The following is a 24,748-nucleotide window of genomic DNA, read 5'->3' on the forward strand; positions in this document are numbered from 1 at the left end:
TCGCGTTATAACATTCGTATGAACAAGCCGCTGAAGCTCATCAAGATCGGGAATTCCACCGGAGTCATCCTGCCCAAGGAGGTGCTCGCGCGCCTGCGGGTGGGGCAGGGGGATGAGGTGTTCCTTTCGGAATCTCCGAGCGGGTTCACGCTCTCGGCGCATAATGCCGATTTTGCCGCGGCGATGGCGGCGGCGGAAGAGATCATGCGCGAGGACCGCGATATTCTGGCTGTTCTGGCTCGCTGAGCTTTTGTGGCCGAGTACAGATTCCTCGATGCGGAGATCGCGATGGCGATCCATGACCGCCAGCTCGCCGAGCATGGCGGACTGGCCGGCGTCAAGGATGCCGGGCTGCTCGAATCCGCGTTGGCGCGGCCCCTGAACAAGCTGGCCTATGGCGAGGACGATCCATTCGTGCTGGCTGCCGCATATGCCTATGGCGTTGCCCGCAACCACCCGTTCGCGGACGGTAACAAGCGCACGGTATGGGTGTTGGGGCGCCTGTTCCTTCGACTGAACGACATCCCGATCGCCTTCGACAAGGCGGATGCGATCCGCACCATGCTCGCATTGGCGGCGGGCGAGATGACCGAGGACGCATTCGCGGTCTGGCTTCGCGATCATCATAATCCCCAATGACGCAAATGCCCGCCGGGTTTCCCCGGCGGGCATCGTCCTCCCCAGGACTATTGGCGTCAGCCGAGGCGGCCGAGGCGATGGTAGAGGTTCGCGAACTGGACCGAGCGCGGATCGTCGGCGATCTTGCGCGTGTAATCCGCGACGGCTTCCTTGAGCAGCGCGAAATCGGCGGTCGAGAAGACCGGGCGGGCGCTGGCGGGTTCGGGGGTCTTCATCGGTACACTCCTGTAAAGTTCGTGCATCCTGTGTGACTCGTGATTGACAAGCTTGACAGACTAGATGGGTCTCAAACGCGGTCACGCTGTGGTTGACACGCGACAGCTATTCCGAAACATTGTAAATAATTGACAGATTGGTTCGTTGGCATCATGCGTCGAACATAGCAAGAACGGGGCGTGTAGGAAAATGGCGGAGCGCAAGCTGTTCGCGGGGCATGCGGTGCGGCGATTGCGGCGCGCGCAGGGGCTGACGCAGGCGGCGATGGCCGAGATGCTGGGGGTCTCGGCGAGCTATCTCAACCTGGTCGAACGCAACCAGCGGCCGCTGTCGGCGACGCTTCTGCTGGGCCTCGCGCAGACCTTCGACTTCGATCCGCGCGCGCTGGCGGCGGGCGAGCCGGGCGGGGGCGAGGAGGCGATGCGGCGGCGGCTGGCCGATCCGCTGTTCGCCGATATCGAGATCGACCGCACCGAGCTGACCGAATGGCTGGCGGGCGCGCCGGGCGGGGCGGAGGCGTTTGCGCGCGCCTATGACCGCGGCGCGGGCGGCGGTGTGGCGCTGCCGGGCGAGGGCGAGGATCCCGGCGCGGCGGTGCGGCGCGAGGTCGAGCGCTGGCGCAACCATTTCGCCGACCTCGACGCCGCGGCCGAGGCGCTGGCCGACGAGCTGCGCATCGCATCGAGCGACGGCTTCGGGGCGATGGCCGAGCGGCTGCGGGTCAAGCACCAGCTGTCGATCCGGGTGCTGCCGATCGAGGTGCTCTCCGGGCTGCGTACGCGGCTCGACCTGCATGCGCGGCAGTTGCAGTTGAGCGAGGCGCTCGATCCGCCGAGCCGGGTGTTCGCGCTGGCGCGGCAGCTGGCGGTCGAGGCGCGGGCGGAGATCGATGCGCTGGTGCGCGGCGCGGGATTCGCCGACCGCGTGGCCGAGCGGCTCTATCGCCGGCACCTGGTAAGCTATTTCGCAGCGGCGGTGATGATGCCCTATGCGCGGTTTCTGCGCGCGTGCGAGGCGACCGGATACGACCTCGAGCTGCTCCGCCGCCGCTTCGGGGCGAGCGCGGAGCAGGTCGCGCATCGGCTGACCACGCTGCAGCGGGTCGGCGCGCGCGGGCTGCCCTTCTTCATGCTGCGCATCGACCGGGCGGGGCAGGTGTCGAAGCGCTTCGCCGGGGCGAGCGGATCGCCGTTGGTGGAATCGCTGGTACCGTGCCCGTTGCTCGACGCCTATGCCGCGTTCCAGCGCGCCGACGAGCGGGTGGTGCAGCTGGTCGAGCTGGAGGATGGGTCGCGCTGGTTCACGAGCTCGCGCTGCGTGTCGCCGCCGGGCGGCTGGGCCGGGGCGGTCAAGGCGCGGTTCGTGGTGACGTTGGGGCTCGCAGCTGAGGCGGCCAAGGGGCTAGCGGCGGCGCGCGGGCTCGACTTCGGCGGCGAGGCGACCCCGGTGGGGCTGGGGTGCCGGGCGTGCATGCGGGAATGTCCGCAGCGCAGTGCGGCGCCGGTGGGCCGGGCGATGCTGGTCAATGAGCGCGAGGCGGGGGTGTCGCCGTTTGGGTTCGCGGGGGACTAGCGCGTGGCCCGGCTGATCCTGTTCAACAAGCCCTATGATGTGCTGTGCCAGTTCACCGACAAGGGCGCGGAGACGCCACGCGCGACGCTGTCGGATTTCATCGATGTGCCAGGGGTGTATCCGGCCGGACGGCTCGACCGCGACAGCGAGGGGCTGGTGTTGCTGACCGATGACGGGCGGCTGCAGGCGCGGATCGCCGACCCGCGCTTCAAGCTCGACAAGACCTATTGGGTGCAGGTCGAGGGCGAGCCCGATGCGGCGGCGCTGGAGGCGTTGCGGCGCGGGGTGAAGCTCAACGACGGGATGACGCGGCCGGCGCAGGCCGAGCGGATCGATCCGCCCGAGCTATGGCCGCGCGATCCGCCGGTGCGCTTCCGCAAGAGCGTGCCCGACTGCTGGATCGCGCTGACGCTGCGCGAGGGGCGCAACCGCCAGGTGCGGCGGATGACCGCGGCGGTGGGGCATCCGACATTGCGGCTGGTGCGCTGGCGGGTGGGGGAGTGGACGCTCGACGGGCTGGCGCCGGGGACGTGGCGCGGAACCGACTAGGGCTTCTGACCGTTTCGCTCGCGAAATCTGACAGGAGGGGCGGCATGCGTGGTAGGTTCGGTATCCTGACGCACGTATCGGCGGCGGCATTGTTGGTCGTGCCGGGCATCGGGTCGGCGCAGCGCGCGCCGCGTCCTGGAACGCTGATTTCCGCCCAGCCGGTGAGCACTGCGCCCGCAGGCATGCGCGCGTGGCGCGTGACCTATTGGACGACGAGCGACCGCAACCAGCCGATCCAGGTGACCGGCATGGTGATCGCGCCCGACGGCCGCCGGGGAGATCCGCCGCGCCGGGTCATTGCCTGGACGCACGGCCTGGTCGGCATCTCGGACCGTTGCGCGCCGTCGATCGGCGACGGCAACTTCACCGTCATCCCCGGGCTGCAGGACGCGATCCGGCGCGGCTACACCGTGGTCGCGCCCGATTATCCGGGACTGGGCTCGGAAGGCGTGCACCCCGCGCTGGTCGGACAGAGCGAGGGCCGCTCGGCGCTCGACGCGGTGCGATCGGCGCGCGGCATCCCGCAAGCCAATGCCGGGACGCGCTTCGCGGTGTGGGGTGAATCGCAGGGCGGGCATGCCGCGCTGTGGACCGGCCAGATCTGGTCGAATTATGCCCCCGACCTTCAGCTCACCGGGATCGTCGCGATCGTCCCGCCGACCGATCTTGCCCGCAACTTCGCCGAGGGCAGCGATTTGCGCGTGCGGGCGATGCTCACCGCCTACACCGCGACGAGCTGGTCGCGTCACTATGGCGCGCCGATGTCGGACCTGGGCTCGCGCTCGGTGCAGAATGTGATGACCCGGCTGGCCGACAACAACTGCGTTCAGTTCAATGCCAAACCCAAGCTCGGCACGATCATCGGCATCGCCGTCGCGCAGCGGGCGATCCGTAACCTCGACCTCAGCAAGAAGCAGCCATGGGGCCGGCTGATGCGCGAGAACAGCCCGTCGCCCGCCGCGATTCCGGTCCCGGCCTTCATCGCGACCGGCACCGGCGACGTGATCGTGGCACCCGCAGTGGTGCGCGATTTCGCGCAGCGCGCCTGCAGACAAGGCAAGACGGTGCGCTTCCAGTCGATCCAGGGCGGCGAGCACGCCACAGTCGCGCGGACCGAAGCGACCGCGGCGCTCGACTGGATCGACGCGCGCTTCGCCGGACGGCCAGCGCCGAGCAACTGCCGGGATTTCTAGGGGTTAGGCCCAGCGCAGCCGGTCGCGTCCCTCGCGCTTGGCGCGGTAGAGCGCGGCGTCGGCGCGGTTGGCGAGGACGTCGAAACGCCCGTGGGGGCCGAGCATCGCTGCGCCTCCGCTCAGCGTCAGGAAACCGGCGGGCGATCCGACGTGCGGGATGCCGAGCTGCCGGACACGTTCGAGCAGATCGTCGAATCGCGCCTGCGCCGCGTCGCGCGTGACGCCATAGAGCAGGACGCAGAACTCCTCGCCGCCGAGCCGCGCGGCCGTGTCGAACGGGGTGCGCAGGTCCGCGCCCAGCGCCTCGGCGACGCGCTGGAGCGCGAGGTCGCCGGCGCCATGGCCATAGCTGTCGTTGAAATGCTTGAAGTGATCGACGTCGATGATCGCCAGCGCGACGCCGCAGCCATCGCGCGCGGCGAGCTGCGCGACGCGCTCGGCATGCGCGAACAGACTGCGGCGATTGGCGAGGTCGGTGAGCGGATCGGTATGCGCCTGACGGTCGAGGATCGCGGTGAGCAGGAACTGCCGGCGCTGCGAATGTTCGCGCAGATAGCCGCCCATTGCCGCGACCGGCACCGCCAGCACCAATATCGCGGCGATCTGCACGCGATGCGGGAGCTCGTGGTGCGCATCGAGCACGAGCAGGACCAGGATCGAGACCGCCGCCACGACCAATGCCGCGGCGAGCGCGCGGCGGAAGGTGAGGCCGAGCGGCAGGAAGGCCGCCATCACCACGACGATCTGCGCGCTGTCCGCGGCGAACCCGCCCTCGGCGTGGATGATCCATGCAGTGAAGGAGATGGCCAGACCCATCGCGGTGTACATCGTCCAGGACAGCCAGCCATAGTCGCCGCGGCGGTTGCGGATGATCAGCGCGCCGCCGATCAGGATGACCAGCACCGACCAGCGCGCGCCGAGCCAGAACCACACCGCGGGATCCATGCGCTGCCACAGGCCGAGCGCCGAGATGCGGTGGAGATCGAGCAGCGCGAAGGCGAACCACACGCATGCCCCGACGCCTGCGCAGATCGCCGCGGAGAGCCGCTCCGTCTCGATCAGCGTGCGGCGATACTCGGCCTCGACCACCGGCTCGAAGCGCAGCCGCCGGAAGCCGCGGCGCAGCTGGCGCGCGTAGCGGTCGTCGGGCGTGCTGGCGAAATCGTTGCGGTGGAACATGCCGAGTGCCGCGCTTCCTGCCCCTGAATCCGGCGGCAGCATCGCGTGCGCCGTAAAGCGCCGATCGCAGGCAAAGGTTGGGATTGTGTCAACGAGTCACCGGAACGGGTATAACGGTGTCCCCGGTTTCATGCTGCACTGCGAAACAACTGACACACTTTTGCGACAAATACGTGTGACAAGCTTGCCTTCCTCCTTTGGTGTCCATAGCGCACTGGGTTCATGCGAACGATCCTCACCCTCTTCGCCGCTGCGGCGATGCTTTCAGCTTGTGGTGGTGGCGACGCCGCCGAGAAGAAGGGGCGCACGGCGCCGCTGGTGACCGTGGCACCGGTGCAGCCGGCGCGCTTCGTCGAGCGGATCGATGCGGTGGGGACGGCGCGCGCGAACGAGCAGGTGACGCTGACCGCGCCGGTGACGCAGCGCATCGTGCGGCTCAATTTCGACGACGGCGCCTATGTCAGCAAGGGCCAAGTGATCGCGGTGCTCGAAGCGGGCACGCAGAATGCGCAGCTCGCCCAGGCGCAGGCTCGGGCGCGCGAGGCACATCAGCAGCTCGAGCGGCTCGAAGAGCTGAAGGCGCGCGGCTTCGCGACGCGCAGCGCGGTCGACGCGCAGGTCGCGCTGGCGGGCGCGGCGCGTGGCGAGGCGGCCGAGGCGCGCGCGGGGATCGCCGACCGCGTTGTGCGCGCGCCGTTCGGCGGCTGGGTGTCGCTGCGCAACATCTCCGCTGGCGCGGTGGTGACCGCGGGCACCGAGATCGTCACGGTGAGCGACGTCAGCCGCATCAAGCTCGACTTTGCGGTGCCCGAGACGCTGCTGGCGCAGGTGCGGCCGGGCCAGCCGATCGTGGCGGTCGCCGCCGCCTATCCCGACCAGCCCTTCCGCGGCACGATCGACACGGTCGACCCGGTGCTCAACCCGCAGACGCGCGCGGCGACGGTGCGCGCGGTGCTGCCCAATGGCGACCGCCGGCTCAAGCCTGGGATGCTGCTGACGGTGGCGATCGAGGCGCAGGCGCGCACCTCGCCCGCGGTGCCCGAGCTGGCGATCGTCGGCGAGGGCGAGCAGAGCTATGTCTTCACCGTCGAGAACGGCAAGGCCAAGCGCCTCAAGGTGCGCACCGGGCTGCGACAGAACGGCGTGGTCGAGATCGTCGAAGGCCTGCGCGCCGGGCAGCGCGTGGTGACCGAGGGCGTGGTCAAGATCGCCGAGGGCCAGGACGTGCGCACCGGCGGCGCGGGTGATGCGCAGCCCAAGGCGGTCGCCACTGGTACGACGCGGGCCGCGCCCAAGCCGGCGGCAACGGGCAAGGCCGGCTGATGCAGCTTTCCGACGTCTCGGTCCGGCGGCCCGTCTTCGCGGCGGTGCTGGCGATCCTGCTGACGATCGTCGGCGCGGTCGGGTTCATGAGCCTGTCGGTGCGCGAATATCCGGACACCGACCCGCCGGTGGTGTCGGTCGAGACCGTCTATACCGGCGCCGCGGCGAGCGTGGTCGAGGCGCGCATCACCCAGCCGATCGAGGAAGTGCTGTCGGGCATCGAGGGGATCGAGACGATCACCTCGCGCTCGCGCGACGGCTCATCGGACATCTCGATCGAGTTCCGCCCGGGCCGCGACATCGATTCCGCCGCCAACGACGTGCGCGACCGCATCGGCAGCGTGACCGAGGACCTGCCCGAGGAGGCGCTGGCGCCCGAGGTGCGCAAGGTCGATGCGGATTCGAACCCGATCCTGTTCCTCGTCATCTCGCGGCCGGGCTGGACCCGGCTCCAGCTGTCCGACTATGTCGACCGCAACCTGGTCGACCGGTTCAGCACGATCGACGGCGTGGCGCGGGTGTTCGTGGGCGGCGAGGCGCGGCCCTCGATGCGCGTGTGGCTCGACGCCACCAAGCTCGCGGCATTCGCGCTGACCCCGGCCGACGTCGAGACTGCGCTGCGCAACCAGAATGTCGAGCTGCCCGCCGGGCGGATCGAATCGCAGCAGCAGAATGTGACGCTACGCGTCGACCGGCCGTTCGGATCGCCCGAGAGCTTCACCGGGCTGGTCGTCGGGCGCGGGCCCGATGGTTATCTGGTGCGGCTGGGCGACGTCGCGAAGGTCGAGCAGGAGGCGGAGAATCCGTACAGCTCGTTCCGACTCAACGGGCAGCCGGCGGTGGGCCTGGGCGTGGTGCGCCAGTCGGGCGCCAACACGCTGGCAGTGGCCGACGCGGCGAAAAGGACCGCCGAGGAGATTCGCCCGAGCCTGCCCGAGGGGATGACGATCACCGTCGGATCGGACGATTCGCAGTTCATCGGCCGTGCGATCGACGGCGTGTGGCACACGCTGATCGAGGCGGCGGTGCTGGTGGTCGCGGTGATCTTCCTGTTCCTGGGATCGTGGCGCGCGACGTTGATCCCGGCGGTGACGGTGCCGATCTGCCTGCTCGGCGCGTTCGCGGTGCTGTGGCTGTTCGGCTTCTCGATCAACCTGCTGACCTTGCTCGCGCTGGTGCTGGCGATCGGCCTGGTCGTCGACGACGCGATCGTGGTGCTCGAGAATGTCTATCACCGCATCGAGGAAGGCGAGCCGCCGCTCGTCGCCGCGTTCAAGGGCACGCGGCAGGTGGGCTTTGCCGTGATCTCGACCACGTTGGTGGTTTGCGCGGTGTTCGTGCCGATCTGCTTCCTCGCCGGCCAGACCGGCCTGTTGTTCCGCGAACTGGCGGTGGCGATGATCGGCGCGGTCGCCTTCTCCGGCTTTCTCGCGCTGAGCCTGACGCCGATGCTGTGCTCGAAGATGCTCAAGAAGCAGGAGCGCGGGCGCTTCACCGGTTGGATCGATGACCAGTTCCAGAAACTGGAGCGATTCTACGGGCGCTGGCTCGACAGGGCGATCAACCGGCCGCTGATCCCGCTGATCGGCGTCGTGCTGTTCCTGGGTGTCGCGGTGGCGGGATTCCTGACGCTCCAGGCCGAGCTGGTGCCGGCCGAGGACCAGGGCGTCGCACAAGTCCAGCTGACCGCGCCCGAGGGCACCGGCTTCGACCAGATGGACCGCTACATGACCGACACGCAGGCCAAGCTGCTGCCGATGATCGATGGCGGCAACGGCGCGGTGCGGTCGATCATCACGCGCACCCCGGGCGGGTTCGGCGCGAGCGACGATTTCAACAACGGCGCGTTCGTCGTGTTCCTGAAGCCCTGGGAGGATCGCGAGACGACCACCCAGCAAGTGGCGCAGCAAATCAACCGCATCCTCGCCGACGAGCCGGCGGTGCGCGGCAACGCGCAGGTGCGCTCGGCGCTGGGCCGCGGACGCGGCCAGCCGATCGGCTTCGTGATCGCGGGCAACACCTATGAGGACCTGGCCGTCGCGCGCGACCGCATCCTGGCGGCGGCGGCGAACAATCCGGGGATCGTCAACCTCGATTCCGACTACAAGGAAACCAAGCCGCAGCTGCGCGTCGAGGTCGACACGACGCGCGCGGGCGACCTGGGCGTATCGGTCAACGACGTCAGCCAGGCGCTGCAGACGCTGCTCGGCTCGCGCCGCGTCTCGACCTATGTCGATCGCGGCGAGGAATATCGCGTGATCGTGCAGGCGGATGCGGCAGGGCGCTCGACGCTCGCCAACCTCGCCAGCATCTATGTCCGCGCGCGCGACGGCGGGTTGGTGCCGCTGTCCAATCTGGTGACGACGCGCGAAATGTCCGGCCCGCGCGACCTTGGCCGGTTCAACAAGCTGCGCGCGATCACGCTGTCGGGCGGCCTGGCGCCAGGCTATTCGCTGGGCGAGGCGCTGACCTTCCTGCAGAACCAGGCGGCGGCGTCGCCCGAGGTGATCGCGGTGGGCTATCGCGGCGAGAGCCAGGCGTTCGTCGAGACCGGCGGATCGATCCTGCTCGTCTTCGCGCTGACCATCGTGATCGTCTATCTGGTGCTCGCCGCGCAGTTCGAGAGCTTCGTGCATCCCGGGGTGATCATCATGACCGTGCCGCTGGCGGTGGCGGGCGGCATGCTCGGGCTCGCGCTGATGGGCAAGACGCTCAACCTCTACAGCCAGGTGGGCATCGTCATGCTGGTGGGGCTGGCGGCGAAGAACGGCATCCTGATCGTCGAATTCGCCAACCAGCTGCGCGACGAGGGCAAGTCGATCGCCGAGGCGATCCGCATGGCCTCCGCCCGCCGCCTGCGCGCGATCCTGATGACCTCGATCGCGACCGCGGCCGGCGCCGTGCCGCTGATGATCGCGAGCGGCGCGGGCGCCGCCGCGCGCCAGGCGATCGGCGTGGTGATCGTGTTCGGCGTGATCCTGGCGACGCTGATCACATTGTTCCTGATCCCGATCCTCTACAGCAGGCTTGCGAAGTGGACCGGTTCGCCCCAAGCAGTGAGCCGTGAGCTGGACGCGGCGATGGGGGCGCCGCAGCCGGCGGAGTAATGGTGGCAGAGTAATGGCGGCCGAGTAATGCCCGCGTAAGCATCGCCCTGAAGAGAGGTTCGATGGAGATTGCGTCCAAGGGTCAGTTGCGCCTCGCCTTTCTGCGCTGGGCGATCGTCACGGTACCGTTCATCCTGCTGCTCGGCTTCGCCTCGGGACGGCTGTTCCCGAGCGGGGAGGCGAATCTATGGTACCAGATGCTGCAGAAGCCCGCCGAGACCCCGCCGGGCTGGGTGTTCCCGGTGGCGTGGACCACGCTCTACGTGCTGCTCGGCCTCGCGCTGGCGATGATCGTCAACGCGCGCGGATCGCGGCTGCGCGGGCCGGCGCTGGCGCTGTTCGCGGTGCAGCTGGCGGCGAACCTTGCCTGGTCGCCGTTGTTCTTCGGCTTTCACCAGGTGTCGGCGGCGCAGGTGCTGCTTGGTGTGATCTTCGTGTTGGCGCTCGCCACCACGATCCTGTTCGCGCGGATCCGCAAGGGCGCAGCGTGGCTGATGGTGCCTTATCTGGCGTGGCTGTGCTTCGCGGGCGTGCTCAACTACAAGATCGACCAGCTGAACCCCAACGCCGAAACTCTTGTGCCGGGCCAATCCGCACCCCAAATGGCAATTTGAAATATTCCAGTATTAGGTTCGAGTTACATGCAGAGCGATAACCGCATTTTCGACGACTTCGTGAAGGTCATCAACGGCGCGGCCGGAACCTTTGCGGGGATGGCGCGCGAGGGCGAGGCGGCGGCACGCGAGCGCTTCAAGGGCTTTGTCGGCGGCATGGACTTCGTCGCGCGCGACGAGTTCGAGGCGGTGAAGGCGATGGCCGCGGCGGCGCGCGACGAGAATGAAGTGCTCAAGGCGCGGATCGAGGCGCTCGAAGCGAAGCTGGGCGGCGCGGCTGCGGCGCCCGCTGCCAAGGCGGCGAAAGCCCCCAAGGCCGCGGCGCCGAAGAAGGTGCGGACCAAGAAGGGCGATGCCGATCCGGCGCTGTAACGGCCCGCATTTTTCCACACCTATTTACGCTTTGTTCACCATCAGCGCTTGTGCAGCGCAACGAGGCAAGGCACCCATGCGCTCAGGCAAGGGCCGGGCGGAGGACGACCGGATGCTCGACGAGAGCGAATATGAGCGCGACGATGCCGCGCCGATCGACATGCTGGAAAACTATTACGCGGCGCATGGCTGGAGCCATGAGCGCGAGGACGACGAGATCGTCGCCCGCGTAAAGGGCAGCTGGACCGAATATGAGCTGCGTGCGATCTGGCGCGAGGACGACGGGGTGCTCCAGTTCCTGGCGTTCCCCGACGTGCGCGTGCCCGATGAGCGGCGCAGCGACATCTACGAGGCGATCGGGCTGGTCAACGAGCAGCTGTGGATCGGTCATTTCGAGCTGTGGTCGTCGAGCGGCATCCTGCTGTTCCGCCACGCCGCGATGATCGCGGGCGAGGACGGCGGATCGATGACGCTCGCCCAAGCCGAGCTGCTGATCGAGAGCGCGATCGACGAGTGCGAGCGCTTCTACCCCGTATTCCAGTTCGTGCTGTGGGGCGGGAAGTCGCCCAAGGAAGCGCTGGCGGCGGCGCTGATCGAGACACAGGGCGAGGCGTAGGGCGGCTAGCGGCCGGTTGCTTGCGCCGACACCGCATCCGCAAGCGCGTGGTGGCCGTCACGGCGCAGCCCGTCGATAACGCCAAGCCGGTTCGGCTCCGGCTGGTTCTGGCTGGTCTTCCATTTGCCTTTGATGCGTTCGATCGGCAGCTCCAGGCCGACGATCCCCTTTAACTGCGCGGCAATGAAGGTCTCGGGCGCGTCGGTGACGTTCCATGGTTCAGGCCGTTCGCTTTCATGCGCGGCCGTAAGCTCGCCAATCTGGTCCAGCACCCATTTCGAATCATCGATGATGGCCGGCGTACCCCAAGCCTGCACGATGACGTAGTTCCAGGTTGGTACGACTTTCCCATGGTCCTGCTTGGTCGGGTACCATGAAGGACTGACATAGGCTTGGGGGCCCTGGAACATCACCAGCGCGGGCGTCCCGGCTCGCAAGTCCACGATCTGCTCGTTCGCCTTGGCGAGATGGGCGCGCAGCACGTCGCCGCCGGGGTCGGCGCGAAGGCTGAACGGCAGGACATTGGCGATCAGGCCCGATGGGCCGCCAGTGATGAGCGTGCCGAGCGGGTGTGCCCGGATGGCATCATGCAGGATGTCCAAGCGGTCTTCGCGGAAAGCTGGAGGACGGTACATGGCTTCGCTGACTCCCTGGTCGGGTCTCATATTTGGAAAGCCGTCGTTCGGCTACCGGGTTACAAACCGCCGCACTCGTCCCCGGCCTTGTGCCGGGCTCCAGCTTGCCGCAAGGGCTTTGCTTGCGGTTCCGGCGGCATTGCCGACCGCGCGGTGGACCCCGGCACAGGGCTGGGGTGACGGTTGGGAGTGAGAGGTGGCAGTTCCCAAGACCCTCTGGCTGATCGGCTGCGGCAATATGGCCGGGGCGATGCTGCGGCGGTGGATCGCGGCGGGGACGGTGCTGGGCGCGGAGGTGTTCGTGCTCAACCGGCGGGAGCAGGAGCTGCCCGACGGCGTGCGGCAGGGACGGGTGCTGCCCGAGGGGCCGTTGCCCGATGCGGTGATGCTGGGGGTGAAGCCGCAGCAGATCGACGAGGTGGCGGAGCAGGTGGCTGACCGGATCGCCGGCGTGCCGCTGCTGGTGTCGATCCTCGCCGGGGCGGACGAGGCGGCGGTCGCGGCGCGGTTCGACGCGCGGGCGATCGTGCGGGCGATGCCCAATCTGCCGGTCGAGCTCGGCAAGGGCGTGGTGATCCTGCAATCGGACAGTGCCGGGCCCGACGCACGCGCATCGGTCGAGGCGCTGATGGCGCCGCTCGGGCTGGTCGAATGGGCCGGGGCCGAGCAATTCAACGTCATGGGCTGCCTTAGCGGATGCGGGCCGGCTTATGCCTATCGCTTCATCGATGCGCTCGCGGCGGCGGGGGTGCAGCTCGGACTTCCAGCCGATCAGGCGCTGCGGCTGGCGCTGGCGACGGTCGAGGGCGGGGCGCTGCTCGCGGCCGCATCGAGCGACACGCCCGCTGCGCTGGCGGACAAGGTCGCGAGCCCGGGCGGCTCGACGCGCGCGGGGTTGAACGTGCTCGACGCGGAGGATGCGATCAAGCGGCTGCTGGCCGAGACGCTCGCGGCGTCGGTGCGGCGCGACGCGGAAATGGCTGCCGCAGCGCGGGGTTAGCGGAACGTCGTCGCCGCCGATTGGTTGAAGCGCCACACGCTTTTGACGGAGGCAGGCGATGGCGACGACGACTCAGGCCCGCGACAGCAAGGGCCGCTTCAAGGAAGAGAATGGCAGCCGCATCGGCGGCTTCGGCGCGATCGCCGGGGCGGTGGCCGGCGGCGCTGCGCTGGGCGTGCTGGCGATGCTCGGGCGCAAGGCCGCGGTGCAGTCGGCGACCGCGCTGGCGGGCGACTGGATGGACGGGCTGATCGCCGAGCATCAGGCGGTGCTCAAGCTGTTCGACGCGATCGAGGCGACCGAGGACAAGGCCTCGGGCCGGCGCGCGATGCTGCTGATGCAGATCAAGCACGCGCTCGCCAAGCATGCGATCGAGGAGGAGAATGTGATCTACCCCGCGCTGCGCGAGGCGGGGAAGATCGAGGAGGCCGACGAGCTCACCCGCGAGCATGGCTATGTGAAACAGTATCTCTACGAGCTGGAGAACATGCCCAATACCGGCCCTGGGTTCCTGGAGAAGGTGCGCAAGTTCCGCGCCGACCTCGAGGAGCATATCGACGAGGAAGAGGAGCGGCTGTTCCCGGCGCTGCGCACGCAGCTGTCGGAGGAGAAGAACAAGACGCTGACGACCGCGATGAACAAGGAAGGGTTCAAGGTGGCGTGAGCGAGTAGAGCGCTCTCCTTCCACTGCCGTCACCCTGAACTTGTTTCAGGGTCCATCTCTCCACAGGCGACCAAGCCGCTGGTGGCACGATGGATGCTGAAACAAGTTCAGCATACGGAGGTAAGTGGGGAGGGCGCGCCTACCGCCCCAGCGCCGAGACCCGCTTGCGCTCGGCCTCGGGGATCAGGCCCTCCAGCACGGCCCAGAAGCCGCCGACCGCGCCTTGGCCGGCGCTCGAATAGGCGGCCGACATCTTGTCGCGCAGCGCATCGAACAGCTCGGCCTCGAGCCTCGTCCCTTCATCGGTGAGCCGCAGCAGGCGCTGGCGTCGGTCCTCGCGGCCCGGGCGCGTCTCGATCAGGCTGCGCTCGGCGAGGTCGCCCAGCACGCGGCCGAGCGACTGCTTGGTGATCGCGAGCAGCGCGATCAGCTCGCCCACCGTCAGATCGGGCTGACGCGCGATGAAATAGAGCGCGCGATGGTGTGCGCGGCCGAGGCCCTGCGCCGCCAGCCGCTCGTCGATCGAGCGCGTCAGATGGCTGTAGCCGAAATAGAGCAATTCGACCCCGCGCCGTATCTCGGCTTCGCGCAGGAACAGGGGAGAGGCAGTTGGGACAGCCATGTTGACCTGTTTTGCCATCGGGCTTAGGCGTGCGCAACCGGCATGTTCGAGCCTGAAAAGCAGGAGAGTGGAGTGAGCAGCGCGACGTTCCAGTTCGAAGCCAATCCCAGCCCGGTCGCCGCCAGCGAGCGCGCGGCATTGCTGGAGAATCCCGGTTTCGGCAAGCTGTTCACCGATCACATGGCGATGGTGCGCTGGTCGGACGCGAAGGGCTGGCACGATGCGAAGATCACCGCGCGCGGGCCGCTGACGCTCGATCCGGCGACCGCGGTGCTGCACTATGCGCAGGAGATCTTCGAGGGGCTCAAGGCCTATCGCTTGGAGAATGGCGGCATCGCGCTGTTCCGCCCGCTCGAGAATGCGCGCCGCTTCCGCGAATCCGCGCAGCGCATGGCGATGCCCGAGCTGCCCGACGACCTCTTCCTCGGCTCGATCGAGGCGCTGGTGAAGGCCGATCGCGAGTGGATCCCGAGACTTGAGGGCGGCTCGCTCTACCTGCGCCCCTTCATGTTCGCGAGCGAGGTGTTCCTGGGGGTGAAGCCCGCGGCGGAATATCTCTATCTCGTCATCGCATCGCCCGCGGGCGCCTATTTCAAGAGCGGCGCGCCGGCGGTGTCGATCTGGGTTTCGGATCACTATACCCGCGCCGCACCCGGCGGCACTGGCGCGGCCAAGTGCGGCGGCAACTATGCCGCGAGCCTGGTGGCGCAGGCCGAGGCGATCCGCGAGGGTTGCGACCAGGTGGTGTTCCTCGACGCGGCCGAGCGCCGCTGGGTCGAGGAGCTGGGCGGCATGAACCTGTTCTTCGTGTTCGACGACGGCAGCATCGCCACCCCGCCGCTCGGCGGCACGATCCTGCCCGGCATCACCCGCGAATCGATCCTGACGCTGGCGCGCGACCAGGGCATCGCGGTGCGCGAGGCGCCCTATGCGATCGACCAGTGGCGGGCGGATGCGGCGAGCGGCAGGCTGGTTGAGACCTTCGCCTGCGGCACCGCGGCGGTGGTGACCCCGGTGGGCAAGGTGAAGGGCCGCGACGGCGAATTCACGATCGGCGGCGGCGGCCCGGGGCAGGTGACGCAGGCGCTCAAGGCCAAGCTCACCGCGATCCAGCGCGGCCAGGCACCCGACCCGCACGCTTGGGTCCACCGCTTCGCCTGAACCTCTTCCAATCCGCGGAAGGGCACACTAAGGGCGTGCCTTCCGCGAATGCTGGGGCGTAGCCAAGCGGTAAGGCAGCGGTTTTTGGTACCGCCATGCGCTGGTTCGAATCCAGCCGCCCCAGCCAATCGAATCCCTCGGGATTCGGCTCTAACGCGTTGAAAACTGTATCGAAGACCGTCGATGCCAACGGCAATACACTGGCGCGCGCTCTTCTGGCGGGCACTGGTCATGACGGGAGCGAGGCACTGGTTACTCATGCGTTCAACGCCGACAGCGCCGCGGGTTCACGCATCTGCTCTATGTTCCGTACCAGTATCATTCAGAACTGAAAGGAAGGCCCGACTCGGACAGATCAAGCACCATCCTCTGTATCCCAATATAATTCTGAATTTCCGGATCGGAATCTCCTGAGGAATTTATCGAACTAAGAAGGAAAATCATACAAACATATTCTTGGAATCGTGAAATAATACCGAAGATTTCTTTGAGATTCGACAATGGGGCAACGGGCGGTGGCACCGGCGACGGATACGTATTTGCTAGATTTGAACAAGTTTTGAACAAGGTAGGTAATCTATCCGGTGTCATCAACGGATTCATTGAGGTGATTAACTATAGGGGTCACGTCGTAGAATTTACTTTCAAAGAAGAACGATAAATTCCTGTGGATCAGCGATCGAAATGATTCGATGACCGAAGTTGTTCGTAGAAATGTAATTTCAGACAAGCTATGGAGTTTTTTTACTAACTGACTTCATAGTACGGGTATATTTACTAAATATGCTGCGCGTGAGGCTCTTACGGCCCGGTGTGGTGCTGGCGCCCCGAATCTTTCTCATTAGCGGCCCTGGCCGAAAGGGCAGGTGGAATGAGTTAATGGATTACCCCAAGAGAATCACTTGACATTTATGTCAAATACAAAGACATCGACCCGACTCGGCCGAGGTCTGTCGGATGCTGGCGTCGTAAGATTTTGATATTCATATATAATTTCAATTCCCCCCCTAATAATTGCGAGGCCCTGCAGAGACCCCGTTGACGTAGCCCGAAGGTTGTGTCCCATAATGGCACAGTCCGGGGGGTTCGGGATGTCGGGGTTAGTCGAGTCGGCGTTGGCCATTCTTGCGGGCGCGGGGGATCGTACCCGTCTGGCCTCGGAAAATATCGGTAATATGACGACGCCGGGCTACAAGGCACGGCGCTTCCAGGCCGCCATCGTCGAACGGACGGTGGGCGGCGGCGAAGCTGAGCCGGCCGCGCCGCAGCTCGATTTCGCCCAGGGCCCGTTGCGCGCGACCGGTAACAAATACGATCTCGCGCTGCAGGGCGAGGGCTTCTTCGTGGTCGCCGCGCCAAATGGCGAACTCTACTATACGCGGCAGGGACAGTTCGATCGCGCCGAGGACGGGCGGCTCCTGAGCCCCGGCGGCTATACCCTTCAGCAGGCAGGCGGCGGCGACCTTGTCGTCGCGCACGACCGGATCGAGATCACGCAGGACGGGACCGCCCTCGATGCGGGCCAGCCGATCGGGCAGGTGGCGCTCGCAGTGCCGGAGGCGGGCGTCGAGCTCGTGCCGGTCAGCGGCAGCACCTTTGCCGCGCCGCCGAGCGGCATGAACGAGACCGCCGTGGCGAGCGTCCGGCAAGGGATGCTCGAGGGTGCCAACACATCCCTGGGAGACGAGATGCTGAGCTTGATGACCGCGACCCGCCAGGCCGAAGCCGGGGCGCGCCTCGTCCAGGTCTATGACGAGCTCATGGGCCGCGCCTTCACTACGCTGGGACAGCGCGGCTGATGAGCGAGGCTTTCGAAGTCGGCGCGATCGCGATGCGCGCGCAACAGCGGGCGCTCGAAGTGCTCGCGAGCAACATCGCCAACGTCAACACCCAGGGATTCAAGCGCGCGCAAGTGCGTTATGCGGACCTAGTGTCAAACCGGACCGACGCGCAGCCTCTCACTAATGTCCCCATCGACGACCCGAGCGTTGCGGGCGTGACGATGGACGTCCGGCTCGCGCTCGATACGCAAGGCGAGATCCAGCGCACCGGCCGCGCGATGGACCTGGCGATCGAGGGCGCCGGCTTCATCGAGCTGATGGGGCCGGCCGGGCAGACGCTGCTCTGGCGCGGCGGCGGGCTAAAGATCCTCGACGATGGGATGCTGGCGACCGAGGGCGGTCTTGCGCTCAAGGCGGCGATCTCGCTCCCGCGCGATGCCACCGAGCTTTCGATCGACAAGAACGGCACGGTCAGCGCCAAGCTGGGAGACGAGGCCGATGCAGTCGAGATCGGTCAGATCCGACTGGTCCGGCTCGAAGATGTGAGCGGGGTCACGCGGCTCGATGGCGGCCTCTATCGGGTCGACGAGGCGCATGTGCTGACCGAGGCGGAGCCTGGCGACGACGGTGCGGGGCTGCTCGTGCAGGGTGCGCTCGAGCGCTCCAACGTCCAGCTTACCGACGAGATGGTCCAGCTGATCATGGTCCAGCGCGCCTATGCCGCCAGCGCGCAGGTGGTTCAGGCGGCAGACCAGCTCATGGGCATCGTCAACGGGCTGCGCCGCTGATGTTTCTGGCGATCGCGGTGCTGGCGATGGCCGCGGAGGACGCGCCGCGAGCGGCCTGCGTCGCGACCGTGCGTGACATTGCCGCGGGCGAGCAGATCTCGGCCGAGCTGCTCGTGCCGGTCGACTGCCGCAAGCAGCCCCGCGGCACGCGATGGGCACGTTTCGATCGCATGAGCGGATCGCTGACGGCGAGGGAAGCGCTGCCTGCCGGGGCCTATCTTGGCCGGTTGCCGGCAGCGGCCGCCCCGCTGCTTCCCAAAGGCGCGCGCGTGACGCTTCGGGCGAGCGCGGGTCCCGCGATCGTCGAACGTGAGGTCACGACGCTTCAGCCCGCCCGTGCCGGCCAGCGCGTGTTTGTCCGCGATGCGGACGGCAACGTCTTCGCCGCCGCGATCGCGGTACCGAACGCGGCGCCAGCGATCCGATGAGCCTCGCGTTATCCTTGACGCTACTGGCGGCGGGCGCGGCCGGGCAGGACTTGTTCCAGGGCAGCAACTGGGCAGCGATGGCGGCCGACCGCCGCGCGACCCAGGTGGGCGACTCGATCACGGTGATCGTGCATCAGGTCGCCGAGGCCTCGAACACGACCCAGAATACCACCCGCAAGACCACCGACACCGGTGCCAGCCTGCGCGCCGGCGGGATCGACGAGGGCGGCGCGCTGAGCTTTGGCGGGGGCTATTCCGGGCGCGGGGAAGCGCGGCGGAGCGAGCGGCTGTTGGCCCAGCTCAGCGTCTCGATCGAGCAGATCCTGCCCAATGGCGACTATCGGATCGTCGGCCGGCAGCAGATCCGGGTGAATGGCGAGACGACGTTGATCGCGGTGCGGGGCCGTATCCGTGCGGCCGACATATCCGGGGACAATGCCGTGCTGTCGAGCCGGATCGCCGACGCCGAGATCGACTATAACGGCAAGGGCTTCGTCTCGCGCAGCGCGAAGCCGGGCCTGATCAATCGGCTGTTCAGCCTGCTGGGACTGGGCTGATGCGTCACTTCCTTTCCGTGGTTGTAGCCCTGTGCCTGGTGGCGCCCTGGCCGGCGCTCGCGCAACAGGTGCCCCTCAAGAATCTCGGCCGGTTCGCCGGCTGGCGCGAGAATGCGCTGGTCGGCTATGGCCTGGTCACGGGTCTCTCGGGATCGGGCGATACGCGACGCAGCGTCGTCACGCGCCAGGCGCTGCGCAATGTACTGAGCCGGCTCGGCACGAGCGTCAGCGAAGATGACATCAGCAGCCGCAACGTCGCGGTGGTCATGGTGACCGCGGTGCTGCCGCCCTCGGCGAATGTCGGCGACCGGATCGACGTCATCGTCTCCTCGATCGGTGATGCGCGCAGCCTCGCGGGAGGCACGCTCATCATGACCCCGCTCCTGGGCCCCGACCAGCGCCCCTATGCGCTTGCGCAAGGGCCGCTGCTCGCCGGCGGCTACAGGTTCGAGAGCGAGCTCAACCAGCAGCAGCGCAACTATCCGACCAGCGCGGTGCTTCCGGGCGGCGCGACGATCGAGACCTCGGTTCAGTCGGCGGTCTCGGTGACGGATGGCGAGCTTTCGTTCCTGCTCGCCAATCCGAGCTTCTCGACTGCGCAGCGGATCGCCGAGCGCATCTCCGGCCGCCTCGGTGCTGGAACGGCGCTCGCCCGCAACGCCGACGAGGTTCGCATCCGCTACGCCGGTGGCGCGAGCGAGCTCACCGCGTTCGTCGCCAATCTTGAGAACGTGCTGGTCGAGCCCGACAGCGCGCGGCGTGTCGTGATCAACGAGCGGACCGGAACGGTGGTCGCCGGCAGCGAGGTGATGATCAGCAGCGTCGCGATTGCGCAAGGCGACATCAAGGTCACCGTCACGGCGGAGAATTATGCGTCGCAGCCGAGCTTCATCTCGGGCTTCGCGAGCGATGTGCGCAGCCTCGTCGTCACCAACACCAAGCTGGAGGTCAGTCAGGGCGAGGGCGATCGGACGTTTCGCTTCCCGAACACCAGCGTCGCCGACCTCGTCCAGGCACTGACCGCCGCGCGCGTCGATACGCGGCGGATCATCTCGATCCTCCAGGCGATCAAGGCAGCCGGCGCGCTGCACGCCGATATCATCGTTCAATAGGACCCAGGACACATGGATCCCATTACGTCCATCTTGATCGCCAAGGCGCTCGACGGGCTGCACGCCCGGCAGAAGGTGACCGCGGAGAATATCGCCAATGCCGGGACGCCTGGTTATCGGCCACTCGCCGTCAGCTTCGAGGCAAATCTCAGGGCCGCCGCCGGGAAGGATGCCGCCGCGATCGCGGCGGTCGAGCCGCGGACCTATCTCGCTGCCGATGCGCCGATCCCAGGCGAACTGCGGCTCGATCTCGAGATCGCGACCGCGGCGCAGACCAGCATGCGCTATGGCGCGCTGATCGATCTGCTCGGCCGTCAGATGGCATTGCATCGCGCCGTCGTCTCGGGCGGGAGATAAGCCATGGACGCCATGGAGATCAGCCGCACCGGGCTCGACGTCGAGTGGCAGCGCCTGCAGGTGATCGCGCAGAACCTCGCCAACATGAACACGACGCGGGATGCGGCGGGCGGCGCCTATCGTCCGCAACGCCTGCTTTCCGGACCTCAGGCCGAATTCTCGACCATCGTCCGCGGCGCACCCAAGGGCGTTGCGGTCCAAGGCATGGTCGCGACGGGCGGTGCCGACCGTCGCGTGCACGAACCCCGCCATCCACATGCCGATGCGGAAGGATATGTGACCTATCCGGCGATCGATCACGCTGGAGAGATGACGCTGCTCATCAAGACGTCGCGCGCTTACGAGGCTAATCTCACGGCATTCTCGATCGCGCAGCAGATGTACGCGCGCGCCCTTGACCTAGGCAACAAGGCATGAGCGCGGTCGATCCGGTGGCGGCGCTTAGTCTTTCCGCGCCAGCGATTGAAGGGCTCGATCCCGGCTTCTCGGTGTCGGCCGCCCAATTGCCGCATAAAGGCTTTGGCGAGGTACTTATGTCCGGGCTGCGGGCGGTCGACGCCAAGCTCGAAACGGCCGAGCAGCTGGTTCAGCGGTTCGCGGTCGATGATTCGATCCCGGTGCACCAGGTCACGATCGCGCTCGAGCAGGCCCGGCTGTCGGTCGAGCTCGCGATGCAGGTGCGTACGCGCCTCGTCGAAGGCTACCGCGAACTCATGAACATGCAGCTGTGAACGACGCCATGTCGGACTTCGCATCGCGCAGGCAGTATCTGGTCTTTGGCGGCGTCCTCGCGGCGATCTTCGCCGCGCTGGCGCTGGGCTATTTCCTGTTCTTGCGCGCGGATTACGCCGTGTTGGCAAGCGGGCTTCGGGCGGAAGAGGCGTCGGCAATCGTCGCCGAGCTCGACAAGCGCGCCGTCTCCTATCGCATCGAGGACGGCGGCGGCACGATCCGGGTGCCGGCGAGCGAGGCTGATGCGACCCGGGTCGCGATCGCGGGATCGGATGCCGCGGCGCGCGGTCAGATTGGGTTCGAGCTGTTCAACAAGTCGGACATGGGGCTGACCAACTTCGCGCAGAAGATCAACTACCAGCGCGCGCTGCAGGGGGAGCTCGTGCGCACGATCACGGCCATGGAAGGCGTGGAGACGGCGCGCGTGCATCTCGGCCTGCCCGAGCGGAGCCTGTTCCGCGGTGAACGAACCGAGCCTTCGGCAGCGGTCACCGTGACGATGAAGCAAGGCCGGCTCCTCGATCCGGCGCGGGTGGCCGGTATCCAGCGTCTCGTCGCCGCGGCGGTGCCTGACCTGACCGAGGCAAAGGTTGTCCTGCTGGATGGCCATGGCCGAGTAATCAGCGCAGCCGTGCCGTCCCAGATCACAAGCGACCTCGACGAGCGGGGCGCGATCCAGGCCTATTACGCGGCCCGGGTACGCACTGCCGTCGAGCCGATCCTCGGGCCCGGCAAATTCAGCGTGCGGGCGCTGGTCCAGACCGGCGCCGCGACCGGCGCCCTGCCGATGGCACCGGGCGAGAGCGATACCCGCAACTTTGCGCTGCGGATTCTGCTCGTCACCCCGGCCGCCATCCCCGGCGAGGATCAGGCGGTGGTGCGGGACGCGGTGGTCCGGTCGATCAAGGCCGACCCCGGCCGGGGGGATAGCATCGAGTTGGAGATCGGGCCGCTCGCGATCGCATCCGGGCCGGTCGCTCCGCCGGTCGCGGCGAGGGCGCCCCAGGTTGCGGACGTTCCGCAGCAGGAGGCTCCAGGCGCCCCTGCGGTCTGGCCGGCGCCGGCGATGTCGATTTGGCCCTGGATCCTGCTCGCTGCCGTGGCCGCCGTCTTGGGTGTCGCGGTCGTCGCGCGCCGGCGCTCGCGAATGACCGGCGACGAGCATGACGCCTTCGCCGCCAGGCTGCAGCGGCAGCTCGCACTAACTGAGGAGCCGGGCGATGCTCAGCACGGATGAGCCGATCACGCTGCTCATCGAAAAGCTGGATGCACTGGCCACCCCGGACCGGGCGGCGATCCTCAAGCGATTGTCGCCTCAGCAGCGCCAGCGCCTCGAGCGGTTGCGTACGGGACAGCGCGCCCCCGCGCCGGATCGCTATTCGCCGGCACTCCTCGAGCGGATCGCCGAGCTCGATGCCGGCACGTCGCCGCTGACCCCGACTGTGCAAGGAGCGTTGCGGCGAGCGGCTAAGGACGGAGCCCCTCGGTCTGTCCCCGAAACGGCGCGTGGCGCATCGCTGGCAGACGTCGCCGGGGGCCTGTTCAGGAAGCGGGGAAGCGCGTGATGGCGTTGCTGTCGCCGTGCAACGCTGATGAGGTGCGGACCTTCGCCGGCGAACGGCCGCCTGCGGCGCCTGTCGCGCATCCGTTGGAAGCGGAGTGCGCGGCGCTCCGCGGTCAGCTTGGCGAGGCCGAGGCCGCGATCGACGATCTGCGCCGCGAGCATGCGCGTGCGGTCGAGGAGGCAGTCGAACGTGGCCGGCGCGACGGGCTCGCGCAGGCAGAGAGCCGCGAGGCCGCTAGGCTGGCGGCGTTGGAGGAGGCGCTGACCGGTGCGGCGCGAATTTTCGATCAGAAGCTGGCTGGCCTTGATCGACTGGCGGCCGAACTCGCCGAGGTCGCGCTGGCCCGATTGCTCGACGATCCCGCCGCGCCGGCGCGGCTGAGCGCTTCGTTCATTGCGTGTCAGGTTGCCGAGCTCAGGGCCACGGGCGTGGTTCGCGTGCGGGTCAGCATGGCCGATTTCGCGGACGAGGCGAGCCTGGTCGAGCTCACCGGGCGGCTGCGCGGGGCGGGCAGCTCGATCGAGGTCGTTCGCGAGGCGACGCTGGCGGGAGGGCAAGCCACGCTCGACTGCATGCTGGGTCAAGCAGATCTTGACCTGACATGCCAATGGCAATCGCTGGCGGCAGTGCTTCGCGACATGGCGAGCATATAGCCATGGAGCATCCCTTCCTGACGCGCCTGCGCGAAGCTGAGCTCGTCGCCCCCTATGGCTATGTCACGGCGATCGCCTCGACTCACGTTCGTGCGACCGGCCCCGCCTGCGTGCTCGGCGATCTGTGCGAGCTTGACGACTATGACGGCGATTGGCGCGTGCTCGCGCAAGTAGCCGCCATAGACGGCGCGGGCCTCACGCTTATGCCGCTCGAGCATGGCAACGCCATCCGCCTCGGTGCCAAGGTGCGAGGCCGCTGTGGCGGGGCGCATGTCGGGGTAGGCGAGGCCTATGCCGGACGCGCAATCGATGCCGTCGGGCGGCCGCTCGACGGCGGGGAACCGATCAAGCCGGACCGGTTCGTGCAACCGGGCGGGACGCTGTTGGCGACGCTCCACCGCGCGACGCCCACGCGGCTGTTGCCGACGGGCGTTCGCGCGATCGATGGCTTGCTTACCCTCGGATGGGGACAGCGGATCGGGATTTTCGCGGCCAGCGGCGTCGGCAAGACCAGCCTGATCGAGCAGATCGCCGCCCAGGCCGCCTGCGACCATTGCATCCTGTGTCTGGTCGGCGAGCGCGGCCGCGAGGTCGAGGGCATGTGGCGCACGATGTCCGAACGCGCCGATGCGCTGCCCGTGACGCTGATCGCGGCGACCTCCGACGAAAGCCCGAGCCTTCGCGCACGCGCGGTCGATACCGCGCTGTGCCTGGCAGAAGCTTGGCGCGATCAGGGGCGCGATGTGTTGCTGATCATCGATTCGGCGACCCGCTACGCCATGGCGCTGCGCGAGATCGGCCTCGCCGCAGGCGAGCCCCCCACGGTGCGCGCCTACACTCCCGGCGTGTTCGCGGCGTTGCCGAGAATCGTCGAGCGGTGCGGAGCGAGCGCTGCGGGCGGGTCGATCACCGCGATCATGACCGTGCTCAGCGAAACCGACGATGTTGACGATCCGATCGTGGAGGCGATGAAGTCGCTGCTCGACGGTCATATCGTGCTTTCGCGGACACTCGCGGAGCGTGGCCATTTTCCCGCGATCGACGTCGGGCGGAGCATCAGCCGGCTGGCTGACCGGTTCATGGCGACGGAACATGGCGCGGCTGCTCGCAACGCCGTTGCGGCGCTCGGCATTTATGACGAGGCACGAATCCTGATCGAGAGCGGTATGTACAAGAGCGGCGCGAGCCGTGAGGTCGATCAGGCGATCGGCTGCCGCGATCGTTTGCTCGGCTGGCTCCGGCAGGGACGCGATGAGCAGGCCGGCTTTGCCGACACGGTCGCCGGCCTGCGCGCCGCGGTCAGGGCAGCATAA

At 67.6% G+C, this 24,748-nt stretch carries 30 protein-coding genes and 1 tRNA gene; 27 read left to right on the forward strand and 4 right to left on the reverse strand.

The genetic code is table 11. The features are described 5' to 3' along the window. Positions 1 to 18: 18 nt before the first annotated feature. Together OK349_RS18830 and OK349_RS18835 are read left to right on the forward strand one after the other, a co-directional pair. Positions 19 to 246 (forward strand): AbrB/MazE/SpoVT family DNA-binding domain-containing protein, encoded by a 228-nt coding sequence (locus tag OK349_RS18830; RefSeq protein WP_265119458.1) that lies wholly within the window; start codon positions 19 to 21, stop codon positions 244 to 246. A gap of 6 nt (positions 247 to 252) precedes the next feature. Further along, positions 253 to 639 (forward strand): type II toxin-antitoxin system death-on-curing family toxin, encoded by a 387-nt coding sequence (locus OK349_RS18835; RefSeq protein ID WP_265119459.1) that lies wholly within the window; start codon positions 253 to 255, stop codon positions 637 to 639. A 56-nt stretch (positions 640 to 695) separates the two neighbouring features. Here the strand turns inward: OK349_RS18835 and OK349_RS18840 are convergent, their stop codons facing one another. Further along, complete coding sequence (locus OK349_RS18840) at positions 696 to 854, reverse strand: hypothetical protein (protein ID WP_164513740.1); 159 nt, start codon at positions 852 to 854, stop codon at positions 696 to 698. A 190-nt stretch (positions 855 to 1,044) separates the two neighbouring features. Here OK349_RS18840 and OK349_RS18845 point away from each other — a divergent pair, with 190 nt between their 5' ends. The 3 genes from OK349_RS18845 to OK349_RS18855 are packed head-to-tail and all read left to right on the forward strand — an operon-like array spanning position 1,045 to position 4,169. After that, complete coding sequence (locus OK349_RS18845; protein ID WP_265119460.1) at positions 1,045 to 2,427, forward strand: helix-turn-helix domain-containing protein; 1,383 nt, start codon at positions 1,045 to 1,047, stop codon at positions 2,425 to 2,427. A 3-nt stretch (positions 2,428 to 2,430) separates the two neighbouring features. Next, the gene (locus tag OK349_RS18850) at positions 2,431 to 2,976 is read left to right on the forward strand and encodes a pseudouridine synthase (protein ID WP_265119461.1); all 546 of its coding nucleotides are present in this window, start codon (positions 2,431 to 2,433) and stop codon (positions 2,974 to 2,976) included. A gap of 44 nt (positions 2,977 to 3,020) precedes the next feature. Continuing rightward, positions 3,021 to 4,169 carry a lipase family protein gene (locus OK349_RS18855; RefSeq protein WP_265119462.1) on the forward strand — a complete coding sequence of 383 codons (1,149 nt, stop codon included), beginning with the start codon at positions 3,021 to 3,023 and terminating at the stop codon, positions 4,167 to 4,169. A gap of 3 nt (positions 4,170 to 4,172) precedes the next feature. On the opposite strand, the gene OK349_RS18860 is transcribed toward OK349_RS18855, so the two are convergent. Then, on the reverse strand, positions 4,173 to 5,390 hold the full coding sequence (locus tag OK349_RS18860; protein WP_265119463.1) for a GGDEF domain-containing protein: 1,218 nt from the start codon (positions 5,388 to 5,390) through the stop codon (positions 4,173 to 4,175). A gap of 180 nt (positions 5,391 to 5,570) precedes the next feature. Here OK349_RS18860 and OK349_RS18865 point away from each other — a divergent pair, with 180 nt between their 5' ends. From OK349_RS18865 to OK349_RS18885, 5 genes are all read left to right on the forward strand, one after another. Further along, complete coding sequence (locus OK349_RS18865; protein ID WP_265119464.1) at positions 5,571 to 6,671, forward strand: efflux RND transporter periplasmic adaptor subunit; 1,101 nt, start codon at positions 5,571 to 5,573, stop codon at positions 6,669 to 6,671. Then, complete coding sequence (locus OK349_RS18870) at positions 6,671 to 9,778, forward strand: efflux RND transporter permease subunit (protein ID WP_265119465.1); 3,108 nt, start codon at positions 6,671 to 6,673, stop codon at positions 9,776 to 9,778. The genes OK349_RS18865 and OK349_RS18870 overlap by 1 nt, the downstream gene beginning before the upstream one ends. 62 nt (positions 9,779 to 9,840) lie before the next feature. After that, positions 9,841 to 10,392 carry a TspO/MBR family protein gene (locus OK349_RS18875; RefSeq protein ID WP_265119466.1) on the forward strand — a complete coding sequence of 184 codons (552 nt, stop codon included), beginning with the start codon at positions 9,841 to 9,843 and terminating at the stop codon, positions 10,390 to 10,392. 27 nt (positions 10,393 to 10,419) lie between these two features. After that, entirely contained in the window at positions 10,420 to 10,764 is a 345-nt protein-coding gene (locus OK349_RS18880; RefSeq protein ID WP_265119467.1) for an accessory factor UbiK family protein, read from the forward strand. 112 nt (positions 10,765 to 10,876) lie between these two features. After that, positions 10,877 to 11,380, forward strand: coding sequence for a type III secretion system chaperone family protein (locus tag OK349_RS18885; RefSeq protein WP_265119577.1), 504 nt, complete (start codon positions 10,877 to 10,879; stop codon positions 11,378 to 11,380). A gap of 5 nt (positions 11,381 to 11,385) precedes the next feature. On the opposite strand, the gene OK349_RS18890 is transcribed toward OK349_RS18885, so the two are convergent. Next, a complete protein-coding gene (locus OK349_RS18890; protein WP_306310672.1) occupies positions 11,386 to 12,045 on the reverse strand; it encodes an FMN-binding negative transcriptional regulator in 660 nt (219 codons plus the stop codon). Positions 12,046 to 12,211: 166 nt separating this feature from the next. On the opposite strand from OK349_RS18890, the gene OK349_RS18895 reads away from it, so the two are divergent. Then, a complete protein-coding gene (locus OK349_RS18895; protein WP_265119469.1) occupies positions 12,212 to 13,015 on the forward strand; it encodes a pyrroline-5-carboxylate reductase family protein in 804 nt (267 codons plus the stop codon). Between the two features lie 58 nt (positions 13,016 to 13,073). Continuing rightward, the gene (locus tag OK349_RS18900; protein WP_265119470.1) at positions 13,074 to 13,679 is read left to right on the forward strand and encodes a hemerythrin domain-containing protein; all 606 of its coding nucleotides are present in this window, start codon (positions 13,074 to 13,076) and stop codon (positions 13,677 to 13,679) included. 139 nt (positions 13,680 to 13,818) lie between these two features. Here the strand turns inward: OK349_RS18900 and OK349_RS18905 are convergent, their stop codons facing one another. Next, entirely contained in the window at positions 13,819 to 14,301 is a 483-nt protein-coding gene (locus OK349_RS18905; RefSeq protein WP_265119471.1) for a MarR family winged helix-turn-helix transcriptional regulator, read from the reverse strand. 42 nt (positions 14,302 to 14,343) lie between these two features. Between OK349_RS18905 and OK349_RS18910 the strand changes: the two genes are divergently transcribed. The 15 genes from OK349_RS18910 to OK349_RS18980 all read left to right on the forward strand — a co-directional run bounded on the left by OK349_RS18910 (position 14,344) and on the right by OK349_RS18980 (position 24,748). Further along, positions 14,344 to 15,462, forward strand: coding sequence for a branched-chain amino acid aminotransferase (locus tag OK349_RS18910; protein WP_372340586.1), 1,119 nt, complete (start codon positions 14,344 to 14,346; stop codon positions 15,460 to 15,462). Positions 15,463 to 15,514: 52 nt separating this feature from the next. Further along, positions 15,515 to 15,589 (forward strand) — tRNA-Gln (locus tag OK349_RS18915). After that, the gene (locus OK349_RS18920; protein ID WP_265119473.1) at positions 15,558 to 15,794 is read left to right on the forward strand and encodes a hypothetical protein; all 237 of its coding nucleotides are present in this window, start codon (positions 15,558 to 15,560) and stop codon (positions 15,792 to 15,794) included. The genes OK349_RS18915 and OK349_RS18920 overlap by 32 nt, the downstream gene beginning before the upstream one ends. A 759-nt stretch (positions 15,795 to 16,553) precedes the next feature. Next, entirely contained in the window at positions 16,554 to 17,261 is a 708-nt protein-coding gene (locus OK349_RS18925; protein ID WP_265119474.1) for a flagellar hook basal-body protein, read from the forward strand. Further along, the gene (locus OK349_RS18930) at positions 17,261 to 18,031 is read left to right on the forward strand and encodes a flagellar hook-basal body protein (RefSeq protein WP_265119475.1); all 771 of its coding nucleotides are present in this window, start codon (positions 17,261 to 17,263) and stop codon (positions 18,029 to 18,031) included. Before OK349_RS18925 ends, OK349_RS18930 begins: the two co-directional genes overlap by 1 nt. Beyond that, on the forward strand, positions 18,031 to 18,459 hold the full coding sequence (locus tag OK349_RS18935) for a hypothetical protein (protein WP_265119476.1): 429 nt from the start codon (positions 18,031 to 18,033) through the stop codon (positions 18,457 to 18,459). Before OK349_RS18930 ends, OK349_RS18935 begins: the two co-directional genes overlap by 1 nt. Beyond that, positions 18,456 to 19,016, forward strand: coding sequence for a flagellar basal body L-ring protein FlgH (locus tag OK349_RS18940; protein WP_265119477.1), 561 nt, complete (start codon positions 18,456 to 18,458; stop codon positions 19,014 to 19,016). Before OK349_RS18935 ends, OK349_RS18940 begins: the two co-directional genes overlap by 4 nt. Then, complete coding sequence (gene flgI, locus OK349_RS18945; protein ID WP_265119478.1) at positions 19,016 to 20,128, forward strand: flagellar basal body P-ring protein FlgI; 1,113 nt, start codon at positions 19,016 to 19,018, stop codon at positions 20,126 to 20,128. Before OK349_RS18940 ends, flgI begins: the two co-directional genes overlap by 1 nt. A 33-nt stretch (positions 20,129 to 20,161) precedes the next feature. After that, on the forward strand, positions 20,162 to 20,485 hold the full coding sequence (locus OK349_RS18950; RefSeq protein WP_265119479.1) for a flagellar basal body rod protein FlgB: 324 nt from the start codon (positions 20,162 to 20,164) through the stop codon (positions 20,483 to 20,485). A gap of 12 nt (positions 20,486 to 20,497) precedes the next feature. Further along, positions 20,498 to 20,902, forward strand: a complete 405-nt coding sequence (gene flgC, locus OK349_RS18955) for a flagellar basal body rod protein FlgC (RefSeq protein WP_265119480.1) — start codon at positions 20,498 to 20,500, stop codon at positions 20,900 to 20,902. Beyond that, positions 20,899 to 21,216 (forward strand): flagellar hook-basal body complex protein FliE, encoded by a 318-nt coding sequence (locus OK349_RS18960; protein WP_265119481.1) that lies wholly within the window; start codon positions 20,899 to 20,901, stop codon positions 21,214 to 21,216. The genes flgC and OK349_RS18960 overlap by 4 nt, the downstream gene beginning before the upstream one ends. After that, a complete protein-coding gene (gene fliF, locus OK349_RS18965) occupies positions 21,213 to 22,454 on the forward strand; it encodes a flagellar basal-body MS-ring/collar protein FliF (protein ID WP_265119482.1) in 1,242 nt (413 codons plus the stop codon). The genes OK349_RS18960 and fliF overlap by 4 nt, the downstream gene beginning before the upstream one ends. Next, a complete protein-coding gene (locus tag OK349_RS18970) occupies positions 22,438 to 22,782 on the forward strand; it encodes a hypothetical protein (RefSeq protein ID WP_265119483.1) in 345 nt (114 codons plus the stop codon). Before fliF ends, OK349_RS18970 begins: the two co-directional genes overlap by 17 nt. Then, a complete protein-coding gene (locus OK349_RS18975) occupies positions 22,782 to 23,435 on the forward strand; it encodes a hypothetical protein (protein WP_265119484.1) in 654 nt (217 codons plus the stop codon). The genes OK349_RS18970 and OK349_RS18975 overlap by 1 nt, the downstream gene beginning before the upstream one ends. A 2-nt stretch (positions 23,436 to 23,437) precedes the next feature. Beyond that, positions 23,438 to 24,748, forward strand: a complete 1,311-nt coding sequence (locus OK349_RS18980) for a FliI/YscN family ATPase (RefSeq protein ID WP_265119485.1) — start codon at positions 23,438 to 23,440, stop codon at positions 24,746 to 24,748.

The organism is Sphingomonas sp. BT-65 (assembly GCF_026107375.2).
Classification (GTDB): Bacteria; Pseudomonadota; Alphaproteobacteria; order Sphingomonadales; family Sphingomonadaceae; genus Sphingomonas.